The 20,281-nt window shown below is 69.0% G+C and carries 26 protein-coding genes; 19 read left to right on the forward strand and 7 right to left on the reverse strand.

The genetic code is table 11. From position 1 onward, the window contains the following. Positions 1–2 precede the first annotated feature (2 nt). Genes SBI80_RS14085 through SBI80_RS14110 form a run of 6 tightly spaced genes read left to right on the forward strand, consistent with a single transcriptional unit; the run spans position 3 to position 6,936 of the window. A complete protein-coding gene (locus tag SBI80_RS14085; protein ID WP_318975404.1) occupies positions 3–1,004 on the forward strand; it encodes an ABC transporter permease subunit in 1,002 nt (333 codons plus the stop codon). Between the two features lie 11 nt (positions 1,005–1,015). After that, positions 1,016–2,029 (forward strand): LacI family DNA-binding transcriptional regulator, encoded by a 1,014-nt coding sequence (locus SBI80_RS14090; protein ID WP_318975405.1) that lies wholly within the window; start codon positions 1,016–1,018, stop codon positions 2,027–2,029. Next, a complete protein-coding gene (araB, locus tag SBI80_RS14095) occupies positions 2,026–3,693 on the forward strand; it encodes a ribulokinase (RefSeq protein WP_318975406.1) in 1,668 nt (555 codons plus the stop codon). Before SBI80_RS14090 ends, araB begins: the two co-directional genes overlap by 4 nt. Continuing rightward, entirely contained in the window at positions 3,690–4,403 is a 714-nt protein-coding gene (locus tag SBI80_RS14100) for an L-ribulose-5-phosphate 4-epimerase (RefSeq protein ID WP_318975407.1), read from the forward strand. Before araB ends, SBI80_RS14100 begins: the two co-directional genes overlap by 4 nt. Then, complete coding sequence (gene araA, locus SBI80_RS14105) at positions 4,400–5,911, forward strand: L-arabinose isomerase (RefSeq protein ID WP_318975408.1); 1,512 nt, start codon at positions 4,400–4,402, stop codon at positions 5,909–5,911. The genes SBI80_RS14100 and araA overlap by 4 nt, the downstream gene beginning before the upstream one ends. 14 nt (positions 5,912–5,925) lie before the next feature. Further along, entirely contained in the window at positions 5,926–6,936 is a 1,011-nt protein-coding gene (locus SBI80_RS14110) for a zinc-dependent alcohol dehydrogenase (RefSeq protein WP_318975409.1), read from the forward strand. 131 nt (positions 6,937–7,067) lie between these two features. Here SBI80_RS14110 and SBI80_RS14115 read toward each other — a convergent pair whose 3' ends face one another. Together SBI80_RS14115 and SBI80_RS14120 are read right to left on the reverse strand one after the other, a co-directional pair. After that, positions 7,068–7,526, reverse strand: coding sequence for a hypothetical protein (locus SBI80_RS14115; RefSeq protein WP_318975410.1), 459 nt, complete (start codon positions 7,524–7,526; stop codon positions 7,068–7,070). Next, positions 7,523–8,098, reverse strand: a complete 576-nt coding sequence (locus tag SBI80_RS14120) for an RNA polymerase sigma factor (RefSeq protein WP_318975411.1) — start codon at positions 8,096–8,098, stop codon at positions 7,523–7,525. Before SBI80_RS14120 ends, SBI80_RS14115 begins: the two co-directional genes overlap by 4 nt. Positions 8,099–8,294: 196 nt before the next feature. Here SBI80_RS14120 and SBI80_RS14125 point away from each other — a divergent pair, with 196 nt between their 5' ends. The 8 genes from SBI80_RS14125 (at position 8,295) to SBI80_RS14160 (ending at position 11,618) form a co-directional block, all read left to right on the forward strand. Beyond that, positions 8,295–8,756, forward strand: a complete 462-nt coding sequence (locus SBI80_RS14125) for an Asp23/Gls24 family envelope stress response protein (protein WP_318975412.1) — start codon at positions 8,295–8,297, stop codon at positions 8,754–8,756. Positions 8,757–8,777: 21 nt separating this feature from the next. Next, entirely contained in the window at positions 8,778–9,098 is a 321-nt protein-coding gene (locus SBI80_RS14130) for an Asp23/Gls24 family envelope stress response protein (RefSeq protein ID WP_318975413.1), read from the forward strand. Continuing rightward, positions 9,095–9,370 carry a hypothetical protein gene (locus SBI80_RS14135; RefSeq protein WP_318975414.1) on the forward strand — a complete coding sequence of 92 codons (276 nt, stop codon included), beginning with the start codon at positions 9,095–9,097 and terminating at the stop codon, positions 9,368–9,370. Before SBI80_RS14130 ends, SBI80_RS14135 begins: the two co-directional genes overlap by 4 nt. A gap of 65 nt (positions 9,371–9,435) precedes the next feature. Further along, a complete protein-coding gene (locus SBI80_RS14140) occupies positions 9,436–9,615 on the forward strand; it encodes a hypothetical protein (protein WP_318975415.1) in 180 nt (59 codons plus the stop codon). Continuing rightward, positions 9,608–9,991: an Asp23/Gls24 family envelope stress response protein gene (locus SBI80_RS14145; protein ID WP_318975416.1), complete on the forward strand. Its 384-nt coding sequence runs from the start codon at positions 9,608–9,610 to the stop codon at positions 9,989–9,991. The genes SBI80_RS14140 and SBI80_RS14145 overlap by 8 nt, the downstream gene beginning before the upstream one ends. Next, positions 9,988–10,578: a DUF6286 domain-containing protein gene (locus SBI80_RS14150; protein WP_318975417.1), complete on the forward strand. Its 591-nt coding sequence runs from the start codon at positions 9,988–9,990 to the stop codon at positions 10,576–10,578. Before SBI80_RS14145 ends, SBI80_RS14150 begins: the two co-directional genes overlap by 4 nt. Next, positions 10,579–11,142, forward strand: a complete 564-nt coding sequence (locus SBI80_RS14155) for an alkaline shock response membrane anchor protein AmaP (protein ID WP_318975418.1) — start codon at positions 10,579–10,581, stop codon at positions 11,140–11,142. 68 nt (positions 11,143–11,210) lie between these two features. Next, complete coding sequence (locus tag SBI80_RS14160) at positions 11,211–11,618, forward strand: nitrogen regulation protein NR(II) (RefSeq protein ID WP_318975419.1); 408 nt, start codon at positions 11,211–11,213, stop codon at positions 11,616–11,618. An 83-nt stretch (positions 11,619–11,701) separates the two neighbouring features. Here the strand turns inward: SBI80_RS14160 and mbp1 are convergent, their stop codons facing one another. The 3 genes from mbp1 to SBI80_RS14175 all read right to left on the reverse strand — a co-directional run bounded on the left by mbp1 (position 11,702) and on the right by SBI80_RS14175 (position 14,152). After that, on the reverse strand, positions 11,702–11,932 hold the full coding sequence (gene mbp1 / locus SBI80_RS14165) for a microaggregate-binding protein 1 (RefSeq protein WP_318975420.1): 231 nt from the start codon (positions 11,930–11,932) through the stop codon (positions 11,702–11,704). An 85-nt stretch (positions 11,933–12,017) separates the two neighbouring features. Continuing rightward, complete coding sequence (locus tag SBI80_RS14170; protein WP_318975421.1) at positions 12,018–13,457, reverse strand: HAMP domain-containing sensor histidine kinase; 1,440 nt, start codon at positions 13,455–13,457, stop codon at positions 12,018–12,020. Next, on the reverse strand, positions 13,454–14,152 hold the full coding sequence (locus SBI80_RS14175; RefSeq protein ID WP_318975422.1) for a response regulator transcription factor: 699 nt from the start codon (positions 14,150–14,152) through the stop codon (positions 13,454–13,456). Before SBI80_RS14175 ends, SBI80_RS14170 begins: the two co-directional genes overlap by 4 nt. Positions 14,153–14,283: 131 nt before the next feature. Between SBI80_RS14175 and SBI80_RS14180 the strand changes: the two genes are divergently transcribed. After that, positions 14,284–14,973 carry a hypothetical protein gene (locus SBI80_RS14180; RefSeq protein ID WP_318975423.1) on the forward strand — a complete coding sequence of 230 codons (690 nt, stop codon included), beginning with the start codon at positions 14,284–14,286 and terminating at the stop codon, positions 14,971–14,973. Between the two features lie 92 nt (positions 14,974–15,065). Then, positions 15,066–15,494 carry a hypothetical protein gene (locus SBI80_RS14185; protein WP_318975424.1) on the forward strand — a complete coding sequence of 143 codons (429 nt, stop codon included), beginning with the start codon at positions 15,066–15,068 and terminating at the stop codon, positions 15,492–15,494. A gap of 22 nt (positions 15,495–15,516) precedes the next feature. On the opposite strand, the gene SBI80_RS14190 is transcribed toward SBI80_RS14185, so the two are convergent. Then, complete coding sequence (locus SBI80_RS14190) at positions 15,517–15,819, reverse strand: hypothetical protein (RefSeq protein ID WP_318975425.1); 303 nt, start codon at positions 15,817–15,819, stop codon at positions 15,517–15,519. 700 nt (positions 15,820–16,519) lie between these two features. Here SBI80_RS14190 and SBI80_RS28240 point away from each other — a divergent pair. The 3 genes from SBI80_RS28240 to SBI80_RS14205 all read left to right on the forward strand — a co-directional run bounded on the left by SBI80_RS28240 (position 16,520) and on the right by SBI80_RS14205 (position 19,289). Further along, positions 16,520–16,822 (forward strand): hypothetical protein, encoded by a 303-nt coding sequence (locus SBI80_RS28240; RefSeq protein ID WP_413232722.1) that lies wholly within the window; start codon positions 16,520–16,522, stop codon positions 16,820–16,822. Between the two features lie 128 nt (positions 16,823–16,950). Continuing rightward, the gene (locus SBI80_RS14200; protein WP_318975427.1) at positions 16,951–17,790 is read left to right on the forward strand and encodes a L,D-transpeptidase; all 840 of its coding nucleotides are present in this window, start codon (positions 16,951–16,953) and stop codon (positions 17,788–17,790) included. Between the two features lie 200 nt (positions 17,791–17,990). After that, the gene (locus SBI80_RS14205) at positions 17,991–19,289 is read left to right on the forward strand and encodes a PAS domain S-box protein (protein WP_318975428.1); all 1,299 of its coding nucleotides are present in this window, start codon (positions 17,991–17,993) and stop codon (positions 19,287–19,289) included. A gap of 22 nt (positions 19,290–19,311) precedes the next feature. Here SBI80_RS14205 and SBI80_RS14210 read toward each other — a convergent pair whose 3' ends face one another. After that, positions 19,312–20,205, reverse strand: a complete 894-nt coding sequence (locus tag SBI80_RS14210; protein WP_318975429.1) for a fructose bisphosphate aldolase — start codon at positions 20,203–20,205, stop codon at positions 19,312–19,314. Between the last annotated feature and the right edge of the window lie 76 nt (positions 20,206–20,281).

Consider the following 20,281-nt stretch of genomic DNA (forward strand, 5'->3'; position numbering starts at 1 on the left):
CCGTGACCGCACAACTCGTCACCCGGCCTCGGACCGCACCCGGCCAGGTGCTGCGCCGGGTGCGGGGGCAGTATCTGTCCCCGGTAGCGTCCCTGGTGTTGTTCGTGGTGATGTTCGGCGTCGTCGTCTCCCGCTACGACTTCGCGAGCCCGACGCAGGTGTTTCTGAACCTGTTGGTGGACAACGCCTATCTGATCGTCCTGGCGGTCGGCATGACCTTCGTGATCCTGACCGGCGGGATCGACCTGTCCGTCGGATCGGTGGTGGCGCTGTCCACCGTGATCGTCGCCACGGCCCTGAAGGCGGGCTGGCCGCTGCCGCTGGCCGTCGGCGTCGTACTGGTGGTGGGGCCGCTTCTCGGACTGCTGATGGGACTGGTAATCGAGTACTTCGACGTCCAGCCGTTCATCGCGACCCTGGCCGGGATGTTCCTGGCGCGCGGGCTCTGCTACGTCATCAGCGTCGACACCCTACCCATCAAGGACCCGCTGTTGCGTCGGTTCGGGCTGAACTACGTCTACCTCTACGACGCTCTGTTCATCCGCTGGACGGTGGTGGTGGCCCTGTTCGTGGTGGCGGTCGCGGTGTACGTGTTGCACCACACCCGGTTCGGTCGCACGGTCTACGCCGTCGGTGGCAACCGGCAGTCGGCACAGCTGATGGGCCTCGACGCCTCCCGCGCACGGGTGTCGGTGTATGCCATCAGCGGGTTCTGCGCGGCGCTGGCAGGTCTGCTGCTGGCCACTCAGAAGCTCTCGGGGTATAGCCTCAATGGCATCGGGCTGGAGCTCGACGCGATCGCCGCGGCGGTGATCGGAGGCGTACTGCTCTCCGGTGGCGCGGGTTTCGTGCTGGGCTCGCTGATCGGCGTCCTGGTGCTCGGCACCATTCAGACGTTCGTCACGGCGGCCAATCTCGACTCCTACTGGACTCGGATCATGACCGGGGTCCTACTGCTGATGTTCGTGCTGGTTCAGCGACTACTGGTGAGGAAGCCCAGATGAACGGTCACCCCGTGCCACCGACGACCGGCAAGCCGGTGATGGCCGACGTCGCCCGACTCGCCGGTGTCAGCCACCAGACCGTGTCGCGAGTCATCAACGGCGCAAGCAGTATTCGTCCCGCCACCAAGGCCCGCGTCGAGCAGGCGATCGAAGAGCTCGGCTACCGGCCCAACACCGCGGCGCGGGCACTGGTGACACGTCGGTCGGGCATCATCGGGATCGTCGGCACCAACAGTGCGATGTACGGTCCGTCGAGCATCCAGCGGTCGGTGCAGGAGGCCGCGCGGGCCGCGGGTTACTTCTCCAGCCTGGTCCCGCTGGCCGAGGTGACCGTGGAGGAGCTGCGCGGGGCACTCGATCATCTCGGGCGCCAGTCGGTCGAGGCGATCGTGATGATCGCCGCGCAGGAGGATGCCCTCGCCGTCGTGCACTCCGCCGACGCGGGCCTGCCCCTGATCGTCGTGGAGGGCGACCTGTCCGGGCGCGGACTCAGCGTCGGCGTCGACCAGATCGCAGGCGCCCGGCAGGCAACCCAGCATCTGATCGATCTCGGCCACCGCGCCATCGACCACGTCTCGGGCCCGCTGAGCTGGACCGAGGCCAAGGGCCGGCGCACTGGATACGAGCAGGCGATGCGAGCCGCCGGCCTCGAGCCCCGGGACCACTGGGAGGGGGACTGGACCCCGGCCTGCGGGTACGAGATCGGCCGCGAGCTGGCGGCCCGGGGCCAGGCGTCCGCGGTGTTCGTCGCCAACGACCAGATGGCGATCGGCGTGCTGCACGCCTTCGCCGAGGCCCGGTTGACGGTTCCCGGCGACATCAGCGTCGTCGGTTTCGACGACATTCCCGAGGCCGGCTACCTCAACCCCGCGCTCACCACCGTCAGGCAGGACTTTCAGGCGATCGGCCGCAACGCCATCGACCTGGTCACCGCCACCTTGGCCGGCTCGACCACCCACGTGCCGCTGCTGGCTCCCGAACTCATCGTCCGAGGCAGCACGGCCCCGTATCAGGAGAAGGCATGATCGCCGAGAAGTACACCGTGGGAGTCGATTTCGGCACCCTGTCCGGGCGGGCGCTGGTGGTGCGCATCAGCGACGGCCACGAGCTGGCCAGCGCCGAGCATCCGTACGCGCATGGCGTGGTGTCCGACGCGCTCCCCGGACGCGACGTTCGGCTGCCACCGCAGTGGGCCCTGCAGGTCCCGTCGGACTACGTCGACGTGCTGCGCATCGCGGTGCCCGAGGCGGTGACCAAGGCGGGCATCGACCCCGCCGACGTGATCGGCATCGGCACCGACTTCACGGCGTGCACCATGGTGCCGGTGCGCGGCGACGGTACTCCGCTGTGCGAACTCGACGAATTCGCCGACCGCCCCCATGCCTACGCCAAGCTGTGGCGCCACCATTCACCGCAACCGCAGGCCGATCGCATCAACGCGGTCGCCACGCGCCGCGACGAGAAGTGGCTGCCGCGCTACGGCGGGCTGATCTCCAGCGAATGGGAGTTCGCCAAGGCGCTGGAGATCCTCGAGGGGGATCCGCAGGTGTATCAGGCGATCGACCGGTTCGTCGAGGCGGCCGACTGGATCGTGTGGCAACTGTGTGGCAGCTACGTCCGAAACGCCTGCACCGCCGGGTACAAGGGCATCCGACAGGACGGTGAATACCCCTCACGCGAGTTCCTGGCCGAACTCCATCCCGGCTTCGCCGACTTCGTCTCCGAGAAGCTGGACCAGCCGATCGGATTCCTCGGCGATCGTGCGGGTGTGCTGACCGCTCAGGCTGCGGCATGGACCGGCCTGCCCGAGGGCATCGCGGTCGCCTTCGGCAACGTCGACGCGCACGTCACCGTCGCCGCCGCCGACGCACTGGAGTCGGGTGAGCTGGTGGCGATCATCGGTACGTCGACATGCCACGTGATGAACTCCGACGTGCTGCGCGAAGTCCCCGGCATGTGCGGTGCCGTCGACGGTGGAATCCTGGCGGGTGCTTGGGGTTACGAGGCCGGCCAGTCCGGCGTCGGAGACATCTTCGCCTGGTTCATCGACAACTGCGTGCCCGAGTCCTACCAGGTCGAGGCGCGCCGCCGCGGGGTGTCGCTGCACGAACACCTGACCGAACTGGCGAGCCGCCAACGGGTCGGTGAACACGGCCTGGTCGCGCTCGACTGGCACAGCGGCAACCGCTCGGTGCTCGTCGACCACGAACTGTCGGGCGTCATCGTCGGGCAGACGCTGGAGACCACGTGCGTGGACATGTATCGCGCGCTGCTGGAGGCGACCGCCTTCGGCACCCGGGTCATCGTCGAGACCTTCGTCGAAAGCGGGGTTCCCGTCAACGAATTGGTGGTCGCCGGAGGCCTGCTGAAGAACCGCCTCCTGATGCAGATCTACGCCGACGTGGTGGGGTTGCCGCTGTCGACGGTTCCCTCGGCGCAGGCGCCCGCCCTCGGCGCGGCCATCCACGCCGCCACGGCGGCCGGTGCGTTCGACGACGTGCGCGCGGCAGCCAAGCAGATGGGGAGACGCACCCGCGGGGCGTATCAGCCCATCGCCGAGAACGTGGCGCTCTATGACCGGTTGTACCGCGAATACGTGGCGCTCTACGACTGGTTCGGCCGGGGCAACGACATGATGCGCCGTCTGCGCCGCGTCGGTTCGGACGAGACCGTGGCGGCCCTGCGATGACACTCACCTCGGAAGTCGACCGCGTCGTCGCCACCCTGCGCCGCGAGGTGTGCGAACTGCACGCCCATCTCACCAACTACGAGCTGGTCATCTGGACGGCCGGCAACGTCTCGGCCCGCGTGCCCGACAGCGACCTGATGGTGATCAAGCCCTCCGGCGCCGACTACGCCTCGATGACCGCCGACGACATGGTGGTGTGCGATCTGCACGGCAACCTGGTCGACGGTGCGCTGAACCCGTCCTCGGACACCGCCGCGCACGCCTACGTCTATCGCCACATGCCCGAGGTCGGCGGGGTGGTGCACACCCACTCCACCTACGCCACCGCGTGGGCGGCTCGCGGTGAGCCCATCCCGTGCGTGCTGACGATGATCGCCGACGAGTTCGGCGGCGACGTCCCAGTCGGGCCGTTTGCCCTCATCGGTGACGATTCGATTGGGCGGGGGATCGTGGAGACGTTGCGGCACAGTCGATCTCCGGCGGTGTTGATGCGCAACCACGGCCCCTTCACCATCGGCCGCACGGCCCGTGACGCCGTCAAGGCAGCGGTGATGGTCGAGGACGTCGCGCGCACGGTCCACATCAGTCGTCAGCTCGGGGCGGCGGCGCCCATCGCGGCCGACGACGTGACTGCGCTCTTCGAGCGCTATCAGAACGTGTACGGCCAGTCCGGCCCGCACGCCATCGACACCAAGGAGAACCAAGGATGATCGCCTCCCGACTCGTCACGAGCCAGGTCTGGCTGATCACGGGCAGCCAGGCCATGTACGGGCAGGCAATCCTCGACCAAGTGGCCGAGCAGTCCCGTCGGATCGCCGAGCAGCTGGACGGCAGCAGCGAGATTCCCGTCGAGGTGCGCTGGCTTCCCGTGGTCACCGACGCCGAGCAGATCGCCCGCGTGCTGAGCGAGGCGAACACCACCCCGGAGTGCATCGGCGTGATCGCCTGGATGCACACGTTCTCTCCGGCCAAGATGTGGATTCGCGGGCTGAAGACGCTGCGCAAGCCGCTGCTGCACCTGCACACGCAGTTCGGCGTCGAATTGCCATGGGGCACCATCGACATGGACTTCATGAACCTGAACCAGGCCGCGCACGGCGACCGCGAGTTCGGCTATGTCCAGTCCCGGCTCTCCACCACCCGCAAGACCATTGCCGGCCACGTCAGCGATCCGCGCACGCGGAACCGGGTCGGATCGTGGACGCGCGCGGCGCTGGGCCACGCCGAGCTGTCGACGCTGAAGGTGGCCCGGTTTGGGGACAACATGCGCGGCGTCGCCGTCACCGAGGGGGACAAGGTGGAGGCCGAGGCGCACTTCGGTGCGTCGATCGACACCTACGGCGTGAACGACCTCGTCGAGGTGGTCCAGCGTGTCCGACCGGTCGACGTCGACAAGCGGATTCGCGAGTACGAGGGCACCTACGACATCGCGGCCGAGTTGCTGCCCGGTGGGGACCGTCACACCTCCTTGCGGCACGGCGCCCAGATCGAGCTGGGTCTGCGAAAGTTCCTCTCCGATGGTGGATTCCACGCGTTCACCACCAACTTCGAGGACCTGGGTGGGTTGCGGCAATTGCCCGGACTCGCCGTTCAGCGACTGATGGCCGACGGTTACGGCTTCGGCGGCGAGGGTGACTGGAAGACCGCGATGCTGCTGCGCACGGTGAAGGCGATGGCCGACGGGCTGCCGGGCGGCACGTCGTTCATGGAGGACTACACCTACGACCTGACCCCGGGTCATGAGCGCATCCTGGGTGCACACATGCTCGAGGTCTGCCCGAGCATCGCGGCGGGGGTGCCCACGCTGGAGGTGCATCCGCTATCGATTGGGGACCGCGAGGATCCGGTGCGGCTGCGCTTCACCGCGGCGCCCGGGGACGGCCTGGTGATCGGCATCTGCGACATGGGATCGCGATTCCGGTTGGTGGCAAACGAGGTTCGCGTGGTCGAGCCGTTCGCCGAGCTGACCAGGCTGCCCGTCGCCTGCGCCGTATGGGAGCCCCTGCCGTCGTGGTCGACCTCGGCGGAGGCGTGGCTGATGGCGGGCGCCCCGCACCACACCGTGCTGACCACCGCGGTTGGATCCGAGACCATCGACGACTTCGCCGCGATGACGTCCACCGAACTACTGATCATCGACGCCGCCACCACGGTGCGCGGCTTCGGCCACGAGCTGAAGTGGAACGACGTATATCACCACGTCGCGGCCGGGCTTTGAGGCCGGGTGGATCGATGATCGCGGCGCGCCTGCACGGCGTCGGGGATCTGCGGGTGGCCGCCGAAGCCGGTCCGGGTGATCCACCGCCGAACTGGTCGCTCCTCGCGGTCACGTCCGTGGGCATTTGCGGGTCGGACCTGCACTGGTTCACCGACGGGGGAATCGGTGAGAACCGCATCGAGCATCCCGTGGTGCCGGGACACGAATTCGCCGCGGTGGCGCTCACCGGGCCGTATGCCGGCCGCCGCGTCGCGGTCGATCCCGCCATCGCCTGCCGCACCTGCGAGATGTGCCGGGCCGGACACCACAACCTTTGTCCGTCGGTATGTTTCGCCGGGCACGGTAGCTTGGACGGTGCGTTGCAGGAGCGCCTCGCCTGGCCCGACCATCTGTTGCACCCATTGCCCGACGCGCTCAGCGACGACGCCGGTGCGCTGCTGGAACCGCTGGGCGTGGCCATCCACGCGGTGAGCGTCAGCCACCTGCAGCCCGGATCCGACGTGCTGGTCCTCGGCGGTGGACCCATCGGGGTGCTCGCCTGTCAGGTAGCTCGGCGGCGCGGTGCGGCAAGGGTGTTCGTCGTGGAGCCGCTCGATCATCGCCGGGCCACCGCACTGAGCTGCGGCGCCGATGCCGCCCTCACGCCCGAAGAGGCGGTCGATGCGGTGCTGACCGCGACGGCAGGCCGCGGTGCGGACGTCGCCGTCGAGATGGCCGGGACGAACGACGCCATCGCCACCGCCGTCGGGGCGATCCGGCCCGGTGGTCGCATCGCACTCGGGGGCATCCCGTCCGAGGACTGCTCGTCCTTCCCGGCCGCACCGGCCCGGCGCAAGGGTCTGACGTTCGCGATGGTCCGCCGGATGAACGACACCTACCCGCGGGCGATCGAACTGGCCACTGGCGCCATCGACCTCGACGCGCTGGTCTCGAGGCGCTACCCCGTCACCGCGGCCGCAGAGGCCTTCCGTACCGCCGCCGAGCGCCGCGGCGACAAGGTCGTGGTGGCGGTGTCGAGCAGCTGAGTGTCGATGGGGTGAGCCGGTTCACGGTGCACCGTCGTCGGTGAGCACGATGCGCGCCACCTCCTCGAGCACCCCTTGGCACGCCACCGGTGGCGTCGGAGCGCCGTCCCCTTCGCTCGACCCGATTGGGCTCAGGCTTGCAGCGGGTCGCCGGTGACGACGTCGGTGATGGTGATGTCGATCGGGTGCCGTCGACCCGCCGTCGCGCCAAGCAGATCGACGACGACGTCGGTGGTGGTAGCACGGATGCGGTTGGCCAACTCGCGAAGCTCGGTGCCGTAACTCCCGGTCACCTCGATGTGTACGCCGCGTAGTACGCCGTCCTCCACGTCGAGGTCGATCGCGGTCGGGACGCACAGGTACAGCTGGCGCAGCGTCACCGACAGCACGCTGCGCACCACGTTGTCGCTGACGCGCAGATGGCCCGAGCCGGGCAGGTCCGGGCCGTCGGCGTCGAGCGGCCATCCACCCGAACGTGGGGTGTTGCGCACGGCGGAGATCACGCGGGACGCGATGGCGTCCCATCCGGGTTCGGACGCGTCTCGCAGGATGCCTCCGGCCTGCGCCAGCAGGTCGACGGGTTGGTTCATCTCCACCTCCTCAGCCTCTCCCTCAGTGTGCGGGTGGCGCGAAAGTGATGCCCTCGCGCGGTGTCGGGGGTCAGCCCGAGTACGTCGCCGATCTCGGGGAACGTCATCTCCTCGATCTCCCTGAGTACCCAACTCGCCCGTTGCCGCGGTGGCAACTCGGCCAACGCGGTCTCCAGCGCGGTCAGGAACTCCGTTGACGAGGCCGACACGAACGGATCGCTCGCGGAATCGGTCGCGGGTATCACGTTCAAGGCCATGTCGTCGATGGGTTGGGCGCGTTTGACCCGATAGGTGTCGACGATCTTGCGTGCGCAGATGGAGAACAGCCAGGTCTTCAGTGACGACCCGCCGCGAAAGTTGCCGATTTGGCGCCAGGCGGCGACGAAGGTCTCCTGCACCGCGTCGCCGACGTCGTGCTCGTTGGCCAGCATCCGACGGGCGTAGCGGTACAGCACCGGGCCGTACCGGTGCACCAGCACTTCGAAGGCGGCCCGGTCGCCGAGGGCGGCGGCACTTGCCAGCGCCGCGTCCCCGGCCTCGGCCAGGTCGACCGCACCCCGGTTGACACTCACGCCTGCTCCTTCGTGGGTCGGTCGGCACCGTCCGGTCCGTCGATCCGGTGGCACGGTAGCGCACGGAGGATCACCGCAGTCTGGCATGGCCGACTCGGGATGTGGTACGGATCACGCGTCTGTGGCATTCGCATCGAGCCGTTCGCCCCGACTACACCACGTAGGCCAATCACGGATTCGAAGGAGTGAGGACACGATGACCAGCACCCAGCCAGCCAGCACCAAGAGCGAGGGCGTCGCCGCACGAGGCGAGGCCACGCTGGCCAGCACCCACGGCAAGACCACGATCGCCGACACCGTCGTGTCGAAGATCGCCGGCATCGCCGCCAAGGAGGTACACGGGGTGTATGCCCTCGGTGGCGGCGCGTCGCGCGTCGTCGGCGCTCTGCGCGAGCGGATCCCCGGTGCCAGCGTCAACCATTCCCAGGGCGTGTCGGTGGAGGTCGGGGAGAAGCAGGCCGCCGTCGACGTCGACATCGTCGCCGAGTACGGAGTGTCCATCGCAGACCTGGCGAACGGACTGCGCCGCAACGTGATCGCCGCCATCGAGCGGATGACCGGGCTCGAGGTCACCGAGGTCAACGTCACCGTGCACGACGTTCACCTCGAGGACGACGAGGACGGCTCCGACGAGCTCACCACCACCCGGGTCCAGTGACGCCGACAGCGGAGGCCCTCGATGACTGAGACTGCCGACGTGGTCGCGGCCGCGGTGCGGGGGGTGCCCGGCGTCGCCGACCTGCACGCCGGAATGTTCGGCGAGGTCGGAACGTATCTGCCCGGGCGCGTCGTGGCGGGCATCCGCATCCGCGAGGAACTCACCGAGGTTCACGTCACGCTGTACTTCGGCGCACCAGTGCGCGAGACGGCGGCCCGCGTCCGCGAGGTGGTCGGCGGCATCGTCGGCGGTCCGGTGGACGTCACCGTCGAGGACGTCGTGACAGAGGACGTCTCGGCGGAAGATGCTTCGGACGTGGCCGACCCGGCCCCCCGGCCGTGACCGAGGTCCGGTGGGAGCACCTCGGCGACCGGGCCAGCGCCCGCCGCGCCGCGGTGCGCTCGTTGCACCCCGATGTCGGCGGCGACGCCGATCGACTCGTGGCCGCCCTGGCAGCCATCGACCGAAGGTTCGGGGTGCAGCCCGGCGGGCCCGGTCGATCAGAGCCCGACGCCGTCGTCATCCGGCGGAGTCGGCTGTCGGTGGCGTGGCGGTCGCTGCGCCGCACCCGCAGCCGGCTCCCGCTGGGCCGCCGGCGTTACATCACCCTTTAGACCACCACCAGCACCGCCTTCCGGGCTGCAGAAGCGCTGCAGCTCAACGACCTTCGGAGGATTTCATGACAACGTCCAGTTTGGGCCTCATCGCCGGGCTGCTGCTCGGCGTGGCCGCCGCCGCCGGCGGGTTCACCGGGTTCCTCGTCGCGCTGATCCTGGGTGCGGTGGGATACCTGCTCGGCGGCCACCGCGATGGTGAGTTCGACCTAGCGGCCCTGCTCCGGGGACGCGGTCGTGGCTAGCCAACCACCCGTCGACGGAGCCGAACCCGTCGATCCCGGTGAACGTGGCTCGCTCGTAGTGCGCGACAAGGTCGCCCAGCGGGTGGCCGTGCACGCCGCGCTCGCCACGCCAGGCGTGCGCGCCAGGGCCGCCGGTCTGGACAAGTTGACCGGGCGTGATCTTCCGCGTGCCCGGGTCGACGTCTCCGCCACCAGGGTGCGCGCGCACCTCAGCATTGCCGTGGTGTGGCCCGCATCCCTGGCTGCCGTCGGGATTGCGGTGCAGCGCAACGTCACCCGTGCCCTCACTGACTCCGCGGGATTTCAGGTCGACGGCGTCGACGTGTCCATCGAGGCCGTCGTCTCCGATGACGAACACGGAAGGAATCTGTCATGACGGCGACACTCGGGCGGACGTCCTCGTCGGCCGACGATCAGGCGGCAACGCCGCTCACCCCTGCGAAGGCGCCGGTCGCGGCGCCCGCCGCGGGGTACGTCGGCACGTTGATCGCCGTACTGCTGCTCGGCCTTGGAGTGGTGGGTCTGCGGGACGGTGCAGTCGCCGCCGGCTGGCTCGACGGCATGTCGTGGACGGCGAGCACCGTCGGCTGGCTCGACGGGCTGAGCTTCGCCGGATGGATGATCCCGGTGGGCGTGGTCGCCGTGCTCATCGGCGTGTGGTCGGTGCTGTCGGCATTGCGGCCGCGGCGTCGCACTGCCACCGCCGTGAACGCCCAGAGCAGCGTGTGGATCGGCCCGGCCGACCTGGCGCGGCTGGCGACTGCTGTCGCAGAGGACGTTCCCGGGGTGCTGCGGGCGCGCTCGACTGCGACGCTGCGCAAGATCACCGTCACCGCTCACACCACCGGTGGCAGCGGTGCCACCGGCATCGACGCGGCCGTCGCCGATTCCGTGCGTCACGCCGTCGCCATCCTGCGCGAACCGGTCAAGGTTCGCGTCCGCACTCGCAGAGGAGATGCGTAGATGACCCGCCTGGCCACGACCGTCGACAGATTGGCCGCCCTGGTCTTCGGGCTCGCGATGATCGCCATCGGAGCCGGGCTGCTGGTATGGAACACGAACTGGATCCCGCACACCCCCGAAGTCATCACGGCACCGGAGTTGGTCTCGGCGAGCCAAACCGATTGGTGGCCTTGGGTCGTGGCTGCCGTGGGTCTGTTGCTGGTGCTGGTCGCGCTGCGGTGGCTGCTGACGCACACCCCGAAGTCCAGGGTCAAGCAGCTGCGGTTGGTGGTCGGCGAGGCTGGGACGGTCACCGCCGACATCGGTGACGTAGCCAGCGCGGCCGCCCGCGCACTCGAGGCCAGCACCGATGCCCACTCGGCGCGGGGCAGGGCGGTCATCGACCGCGGTGTTCGCACCATCGACCTCACGGTCACCGCCCAGACCCCGAACTCGTTGACCGGGCTGATCGCAGCGGTGGACGACGTCGGCGCCAAGACCGCCGGTGTGCTCGGCGACGCCACCGTCGCAATGCGCACGACCCTGCACGTAGACCGTCACACCCGTCGCAACCGCGTCGTATGAGGTCCAGCCCCGTGCACGCCCATGACGAGCGCGTCTGCCGCCCCGCACGAGCCAAGGGAGTTCACCAGATGCATGATCGGCGCCGCAATGATCCGCCCACTGCGACGATCGACTATCTGAATCGAATGCCTGCCGTCGTCCTGCTGGACCGGTTGACTGCACCGGTTCTCGGCATCGACGTGGATGGGCAAGTGGCGTATGCCAATTGGGCGTTCGCGCGCCTACTCGGTCGCGCAGATCCGGGCAGGCTCCTCGGAGGGGACGTACGGCACTTACTGGTCGGCGCCCACGCGAGCGCCCCGGAATGCGCCGCAGCCTTGCGAGCCGCCGGTGGGAAACTGGTGGGCTGGGTTCACAGCGAGGGCTTCACGGTACAGACGCTGGTCTCGGAGACGATGCTTCAGCGCGCCGACGATCCCCTGATCCTGATCAGCGTCACCGACATGACCGAATGGTCGTGGAACACCCGCGGCTAGCGCGGACGGGGCTATGCGCGCCAACCAAGACGATGGTGGGACGCCCGAGTTGGGCGCCCAACCATCGGTCGTCGACTACTGAACTACTCGGCTGCCTTCTGGCGAGCCTCGGCGGCCTTCTCGGCGGCGCGAGCGGCATCCGCCTCGGCTTCCTTCTTGGCGACGTCGCGTTGAGCCTCGGCCTTGTCCTGCTGGGCCTGGCCCTCTTCCTTGAGGTCGTCGCGGTCGGTGACGATGCCGACGACTTCCTTGGCCTTGCCCTTGACGTCCTCGACGATTCCCTTGACGGCTTCTTCGGGTCCGCTGTCGCCCATGACTGCTCCTTATCCAGTGGAAACGGTAGTGGCGCACGTATACCCAGCAACAGACGATCGCCAACCTCGCCCGTGGTGACGCCGGTCACCCTCGCAGCCGCAGCTGGAAGCGGGCACCGGGGCAATTCGGCAGGCAGACCAGATCACCGCCGTGGGCGCGAGCGAGCGCGCGGGCGATCGGCAGTCCCAGACCGGCACCGCCGCGATCGCGCGCCCTGGCCTCGTCGAGCCGAACCAGCCGCTCGAAGATCCGCAGGCGCTGTTCCTCGGGCACGCCGGGGCCGCTGTCGGTGACGGTGACGGTGGCGCCGGTCGGTCCGGGGCTGACGTCGATGGTGATCGTGCCGCCGGTGGGGGTGTGCCGGCGCGCGTTGTCGGTGACGTTGGCCAAGATCTGGGCGACCCGATTCGGGTCGGCCGACACCCGCAGCGAGGGCACTCCGGTGAGCGACACCTGAATCGACGGAGCGAGCAGCGCGGTGCGGTCGCGCTCCGTAGCGGCCACGCCCACCAGATCGCACTCCTGCAGGTCGAGGGGTAGTCCGGCGTCGATGCGGCTGAGGTCGAGCATGTCGCCGACCAGCCTCCCGGCCTGGCGGGCTTCGCCGAGGACGAGCTCGGCGCGATGACGCTGCTGCGCCGAGGCCGGATCATCGTCGCGCTGGGTGGCCGCCGACGCGATCAGTTCGGCACCGGCTTGGATGCCGGCGATCGGCGTACGGAGTTCGTGGGCGGCATCGGCGAGGAAGCTGCGCGTCGCCGCCTCGGCCCGGGCGGCGGCGTCGGCGGCACTGCGGGCCCGGCCTTCGGAGGATTCCAGGGCATCCAGCATGGTGTCGAATGCACTTGCGGCCCGGCCCAATTCGGTGGCGGGACGGTCCGGTCGCAAGCGGCGGCCACGATCGCCCGCGGTGATGGACGCGGCGACGGCGGTGAGTCGGTCCAGGGGGAGCATGGCAGCACGAACCACGAACGCGAGGCCGGCTGCCGCGACGATGAGCACCCCGATGCCGGACACCGCCATGACGATGCGCAGCTGCTCGAGGAGCGCGGTGGTCGACGTGGTGTCGGCCACCAGGATGATTCGGCCCCCGCCGGGGAGCGGGTGGGTAATCACCGTGGCGGTCGCCTCGTGTGGGGGCCTCGGTTTCGGTTGGCCGGGGGCCCCGCCAGGAGGGGGCGGCGGTGCCGGAGGGGGTGGCGGTTCGATGGAACCAGTTGACAGGTAGGGGCTTACTGCCGGGTCGCCGTAGGTCTGGCCGTCGCGCTCGACGAGCAGCGCGCGAATGCCACCTCCGTTGAGCTCGGCGGCCAGCTGGGTGGGTGCAGTACCGGCGGCAGCCAGCGCATCGGCCCGGGTGGCGCTGGCCATCACCCGGTCGTGCAGATCGCGGCGGGCCTGGGCGCCGATCAGCAGGTCGATCGTCACCCCCAGCAGCACCAGCAGCACGGCCAGCAGGCCCAACGCGCCGACGACGACCCGTAGACGCAGCGACGGTGTGGCGGTGCGGTCCGGCGTCGTCACGAGCGCGGGGCCTGCAGGCGGTATCCGATGCCGCGCGCGGTGTGCAGGATGCGGGGTCCGTGCGCCTCCAGTTTGCGGCGAAGACTGCTGATGTGGACGTGGATCAGATTGTCGTCGTAGGAGGTGTAACCCCAGACGGCGTTGAGGATCTGGTTGGCGCTGACGGTACGACCGCGCTGGTCGAGCAGGAAGTCGAGCAGTTTGAGCTCGGTCGCCGTCAGGTCGAGTCGGTTGCCCGCCCGGGTCGCGACTCCGGCACCGCGATCGACCAGCAGGTCCCCGACCTGGACGGTGGCGGGGATGCGGCCGCGGCGACGGAGGACGGCGCCGATGCGGGACAGCACCTCGGACAGTTCGAAGGGCTTGACCACGTAATCGTCGGCGCCGCCGTCGAGACCGCGCAGCCGGTCGGGCAACCCGTCGCGGGCGGTGAGCATGATGATGCCCACCTCGCCCCAGTCGCGGACGACGTCGACCAGGGCGAACCCGTCCCGGCCAGGCAACATCACGTCGAGCACGACGAGGTCGGGCCGGAAGCCCTCGAGCACGTCTTCCAGCCCCGTGCCGTCGACGGCGCCCTCGGCGACGTATCCCGCCGTGCCGAGCGCCTCGACGACCATCTCGCGGATCGCCTCGGAGTCCTCGACCACCAAGACCCGCGCCTGGCATCGATCGGTGTCGGCATTGGCGGTCATGAAGCCATTCTGGCCTGCCCTGCCTGAAGCCAGGATGAAGAACTCCGTCTCGACGCTGCTCTTCAGGTTCACTTCATGCTCGCTGGCTACCGTCGCGGTTACCGAAGCACGGCAACGATGGGAGTCAACGAATGACGAACGACGAACGCAAACAAGATCTTTCGGGTGACGAAACCGATGGGGACGCAGACACCGCGCAGATCCACCAACCGCCGCAGCCGGCTCCGGTGGAGCGCTCGGGGCGGTGGACGACCGTCACCGCTCCGGCGCGCCGCCATCCCGTCGGTGTCGCCATCGGTGCGGCGGCAGTCGGGCTGTTCGTCGGCTTGCTCGGCGGGCTCACCGTCGGTGCGCATCCCATGATGTCGCTGACGGTCGGTACCGGGGCGGTCCCGGCGTCCGCCGACCGTGCGCTGCCCGGTGGGCCGCCGGGGGCCTTCGACGACGGTGGGGGACCGGGGCCCGACGGGCCGCCACCACCCGGGCACCGACACCACGCACCACCCCCAAACGGGCCGGAGGGTCCCGCTGGACCGCAGGGGCCCGGTGGCCCGGGCGGACCTGCCGGGCCAGGTGGACCGGGTGGCCCGCCACCGCCTCCGCGTCCGGGAGCGGTTCCTCGTGGTCCCGAGGCGGGCGGGCCGGACGGCCCACCGGCAGCTCCCGGGGAGCAAACCCCGCCACCGCCCGGGGGTGCGCAGGCGCCGGTGGCCCCCGGCCAGCCCGGTACTCCTCGGTCGGCCAACCCGGACAACCCGGCTCCGCAGACCCCGCCGCTGCCTGCCGAGCGTGGTGGTGACGGTCAGACGACCGGACGGTGACGTCGAGGATCTGGCCCGACCGCTCGCGCGGTCCGGCCAGATCACTCGGCCGGGATCAGCCGACTCCCAGCCAGACGAGATAGGGATGAGCCATGGGTGAACTGGTCGCACGCGGGAGTGCCGTCAACGAGGCGGCCAAGAAGGTTCCGGCGAAGAAGGTGCCGGCCAAGAAGGCCAACAAGAAGGTGCCGGCCAAGAAGGCGCCGGCCAAGAAGGCGCCGGCCAAGAAGGTGCCGGCCAAGAAGGCCGCGAAGAAGGCCTCCGCGAAGAAGGCTGCCTCGAAGAAGGCCACGGCCGCGCAGCCCACCATGGGGCTGCCGGAGCTCCCCGCACCGCCGACGGATCCCGCCGTCGTCCTCGGTCTGACTGAACCCTTCACGGCGGCGCAGCTCCGCCGGGCGTGGCGCAGTCATGCCTCCCGTCACCACCCCGACCAGGGCGGCGACGCCGCCACCTTCGCGCGGGGGCGGGCGGCGTACGAGGCGCTGCTGGCGCGCACTCGCACGTCACCCCGCGACTGAGACGGTTTGCTGCGGGACTGGGTCAGAACGGAAGGTCGACCTCCCCATTGCTGGTGACGCCCTCGTCGTGATTGCGGTTGACGTAACCCGGCGTCACGGCAACGCCCGGATCGGTGCCGAAGGGCACCAGTGGGTCTTCGCCGTAGCGGGCGTCTCCCACCGGAGCGCCGGTGATGCCCGAGATGGGTCCGACGGGGTCGGATGCCGTCGAGGTGGGTCCGTCGGCGAGCAGGACGGCGGGCACGACGACGGTGGCTCCGACGATCGAGCCGCCGAGCAGCGCAGCGGTGAGCAGTGGTGCGGCGAGGGCGATCCTGGCGTTCATGGTGCACTCCTGGTGTGGTCGAGGTGGTCTGTGGAACATCTCGATCCTGTCGGCCACGCCACCCCCGGTCGCCATGGCCAGCCCCCAAAACCGGGGTGGTGCTAGCACTACCGGGTTGGCATGGGTGCCGGGGGTACCCACCCGACGTCAATGAATCACTGTTTCTTGCAACGATTTTCAGGAGTCATTCCTAGACGCTCCCGCCTCGGTGGCGGCAGCCCGAGCGAAGCGGCTCGCGAAGATCAGCCCGGAAGGTCGAAACCATCGCAGCGGGCCATCGAGACCGCCGAAACCACCTATTCGGGGGTAAATGACGACGATGGGATTCAAACCCGTAACCATTTGGGCACGGAGTGCTCCGCGCTATGGCGCGCAGTCGAAGTTGCTGCTGATATTGACGACGTCGTCGAGTGGCGACGCTGGTTGTGCTCCGACTTCCGGGAAAGCGGTCGTTCGGGCGGAAATGAAGGAGTCAACGTCTATGACGATCTGTGGTCGATTCAACATCGGGGTGGTAGCTGCCGGCGTTGGGTTGTTTGGGGTCGCGATTGCGTTGAGTCCGGGCGCTTCGGCCGCTCCGTTGCTCACCGGTGGTGAGGCGTGCGCTGAGTCGTCGGCAGGCAGTGTGGCTGGCGCGCCGGCCGCTGCCGCTGGCGCTGGCGCTGCGCCCATCTGCACCGCGAGTGCTCCCATCAATGACATGGCGGGGGTTCCTCTGGCATTCCCCGGCCCGCCGCCCGCGGCCATCCCGCCGGTTCCCGTTGCGGTCCCGCCGGTTCCCCTTGGCGTGCCGCCGGTGCCCGTCGGCGTGCCGCCGGTTCCCGTTGGCGTGCCACCGGTTCCCGTCGGCGCACCCATCGTCGCGGCGGCCGCCCCCGTCCCGCTCGCAGCCCCGCTCGTCGAGATGTCGGGCGGACTCGGCGGCAAGGGCGACCCGATCAATCCCGCCCCGGCCGGAGCGCCCGTCTCGGGTCAGCCGATCCTTCCTGGCCCCACGGGCTAGTCGCGGACGTCCCCGTCGTCGCACCTGTTCGGCGGGGACTGATCGAAACATGAAGGTGCATGGGCACATCGAGCCTCGATGGCGCCATCAGTCATTGACAACGGTGTAGATCGAGGAAGACGGGAGCCATGCGTCAGGTCCTGCGGTGTGTTCTTGCGACCCTGGGGGTCACGGTGCTCGTGACCACGGGTCCCGCCGGTAACGGGATGGCCGCGGCCAGTGATGCCCAAGGCCCGGCCATCGCGTCGGTCTCGCCGTCCTCGGGTGAGGTAGTCGGCGTGGCACACCCCGTCGTGGTGACCTTCCGCGGCCCGGTCGCCAACCGTCGCGCAGCCGAGCGGGCCATCGACGTCGAGTCCAACCTTGCGATGACGGGCAAGTACGAGTGGCTCGAAGACGATGTCGTGCAATGGGTCCCGGACCGCTTCTGGCCCGCCCACCGGAAGATCGGCATCTCGGTCCGCGGCATGGCGATGGACTTCGCCACCGGGCCCGCCGTCGTCGGTGTCGCCAACCTCTCCGAGCACACGTTCACGGTCACCATCGACGGTGTGGACGCAGGCCCACCGTCTTCGCTGCCGGCACCGCACCACCGACCCCACTGGGGTGAGGCCGGTGTCTTCCCGGCTTCGATGGGACGGCCGGACTACCCGACGCCGGTTGGTACCTACACCGTCCTTGGCAAGGACCGCACGGTCAAGATGGATTCGAGCAGCGTCGGGATCCCCGTCGACGCTCCCGACGGTTACCTGATGGACGTCGACTATGCCGTCCGCATCACCAGCCGCGGCCTCTTCGTGCATTCGGCGCCGTGGGCGGTGAACTCGCTCGGCTACGACAACGTCAGCCACGGGTGCATCAGCCTGAGCCCGGAGGATGCCGAATGGTACTTCAACACGGTCAACGTCGGTGATCCCGTGATCGTGCAGGAGAACAGCATCGAGGTACCGCACGCCGTCACGACCTGACGGTGTGCGGCAGTACGGGCCGAGCCTCGTCCAAATCTGACGAATCGGTGCCGTTGGCCGACGAAGCGCGAGTCGAGCTGCCCGTAGGTGCTTCGGTAGGTACATTCGCTGTCGATGTCGAATGAAGGAACGCCGGTGGTGATGTCGCCGACGCGCGATGACCACGTCGCCGCGCGGGTGCCGACGGGTTGTCAGCCGGGGTGAGCTTCGCGTCAGACCCAAGCGCGTCATTGGGCGCGCCGTCGCCCGAAGAGACTCGTCGGCTCTTGGCGCTGCTCAATCGCCTTCCCGCTCTGATCGGTTACTGGGATCGCGATCTGGCCAACGTCTTCGCCAACGACGCGTACCTGGAGTACTTCGGCGTCACGCCGGCCGAGGCGCGGGGACGCCACATCAGCGAGGTGCTCGGCGAAGCCGTCTACCAGCTCAATCTGCCCTACATCGAGGGTGCGTTGGCCGGCCGGGAGCAACTGTTCGAACGGACGCTGATCGACCGGCACGGGGTGACGCGTCACACCCAGGCGTCGTATCTCCCCGACATCGTCGACGGCGAGGTGCGTGGCTTCTGCGTCCAGGTCACCGACGTCACCGCTCGGGTGGAGGCCGAACACGCCAGGGACGACGCATGGCGGCTATTTCAGATCGGCATGGCCAACGCTCCGTTCGGAAAGGTGGTCACCACGGCCTCGGCGGTGACGCTGCACATCAACCCCTCGCTGTGCACGCTGCTCGGCTACCGAGCCGAGGAGCTGATGGGGCGGAACTTCCTCGACGTGATCCACCCCGACGACCGACCGGAAGCGGACTGGGAACTGAAGCGCCTGCAAGCCCGAGAAGTAGAGCAATTCGCTTCCGAGCGGCGCTACGTCCGACGGGACGGGAAGACGATCTGGATGCAGCGCACGGCCGTCCTGGTGCCGGGCGAGCATGGCGGAGACGATGTGATCGTGGCGCAGTTCCAGGACGTCACCGCGCGTCGACGCGCCGAGGCCGAACTTGCGCGACTGGCGCTCACCGACTCGCTGACCGGCCTGCACAACCGGCATGCGCTGAGCGAGCACGCCGATCGGTACCGACGCATCGCCGACGTGTCGGTAGGAGTGATCTTCGTCGACCTGGACGGCTTCAAGGCCGTCAACGACAACTACGGCCACTTCGCGGGTGACGGCGTCCTGGTGCACGCGGCACGGCTGCTCCTCGAGGTGGTCGAGGCGCCCAACACCGCCTACCGCCTCGGCGGCGACGAGTTCATCGTGCTGGTGCCCGACGCCCCCGATTCGGACCTAGTCGCGTCGCTGGCAGCTGCCTTGGGCAACGCGCTCACCGCCGACTATCCCACGACGCCGACGACCCGGCTCACGGCCTCCGTCGGCTGGACCTGGGGTCCCGCCGAAGACGTCGAAGTGCTGCTGCGACAGGCAGATACGGAGATGTATCGGCACAAGCACCGGCTGCGCAAGCGAGCCCCCGTCGGCGGGGCTGCCGAGCCAACGGGGTGACCGTCCACGGGCGAAACGATGCTCAGCCCGCGACGGAGGCGTCGTAGATGGACTGAATCGAGCGGTCGAGCGTCGCGTCGAACTCTGCGTCGGTCTGGCCGACCGACAGCCCCTCGGTCAGGGCGCGGCTGAAACTGGCGATCAGGCCGTGATTGCGGGCCAGCAGTGCGTTCGCCTCGTCGCGCGAATAGCCCCCGGACAGGGCGACCACCCGCAGCACCCCGGGATGCTCGATCAGTGGACGATAGTGATCGGCGACGGTCGGCAGGGACAGTTTGAGCATGACGTGGCGGTCGGCGGGAAGTCCGTCGAGATGTCCCGTGATCACCTCGAGCAGGAGGTCCTCGGCGGCGGCCTTGTCGGGAATCGAGATGGTGATCTCCGGTTCGAGGATCGGAATCAGCCCGTGCGCCGCGACGCGCTCGGCGAGCTCGAACTGCTGGTCGACGACCGCCGTGATGCCCGCGACGTCGGCAGCGCCGATCACCGAACGCTCCTTGGTGCCGAAGATCCCCTTGCCCGCCGCCCGGTCGAGCAGGTCGTCCAGTGCCGGAATGGGTTTCATGGTTTGCACACCGTCGGTGGGTTCGGCGAGCCCCCTATCGATCTTCAAGAAGGGCACGATGCCCTCGTGCTCCCAGAGATAGGTCGCCGACGGAGTGCCATCGATCTCGCGGTCCATGGTCTGCTCGAAGAGGATGACGGCCAGGATTCGGTCGCCGCCGAACACCGGGGAGGTGATGATGCGTGAGCGCATCTGGTGCATCAGGTCGAACATCTCGGTCTCGGACGAATAAGCCTCCGAGTCGATGCCGTAGAGCGCCAAGGCCTTTGGCGTCGACCCACCGCTCTGGTCGAGCGCCGCGATGAAGCCGCGACCCGTTCGCATCCGCTCGTATTGCCGGTCGTCGGTCACCGCACCGCTCCCATCCGCCGCATCGACACCCGGAGTCGGCCATCGATGCGGGCTCGAAGGTCCCAACCTTGCCGAC

The organism is Mycolicibacterium sichuanense, from assembly GCF_033741125.1.
Classification (GTDB): Bacteria; Actinomycetota; Actinomycetes; order Mycobacteriales; family Mycobacteriaceae; genus Mycobacterium.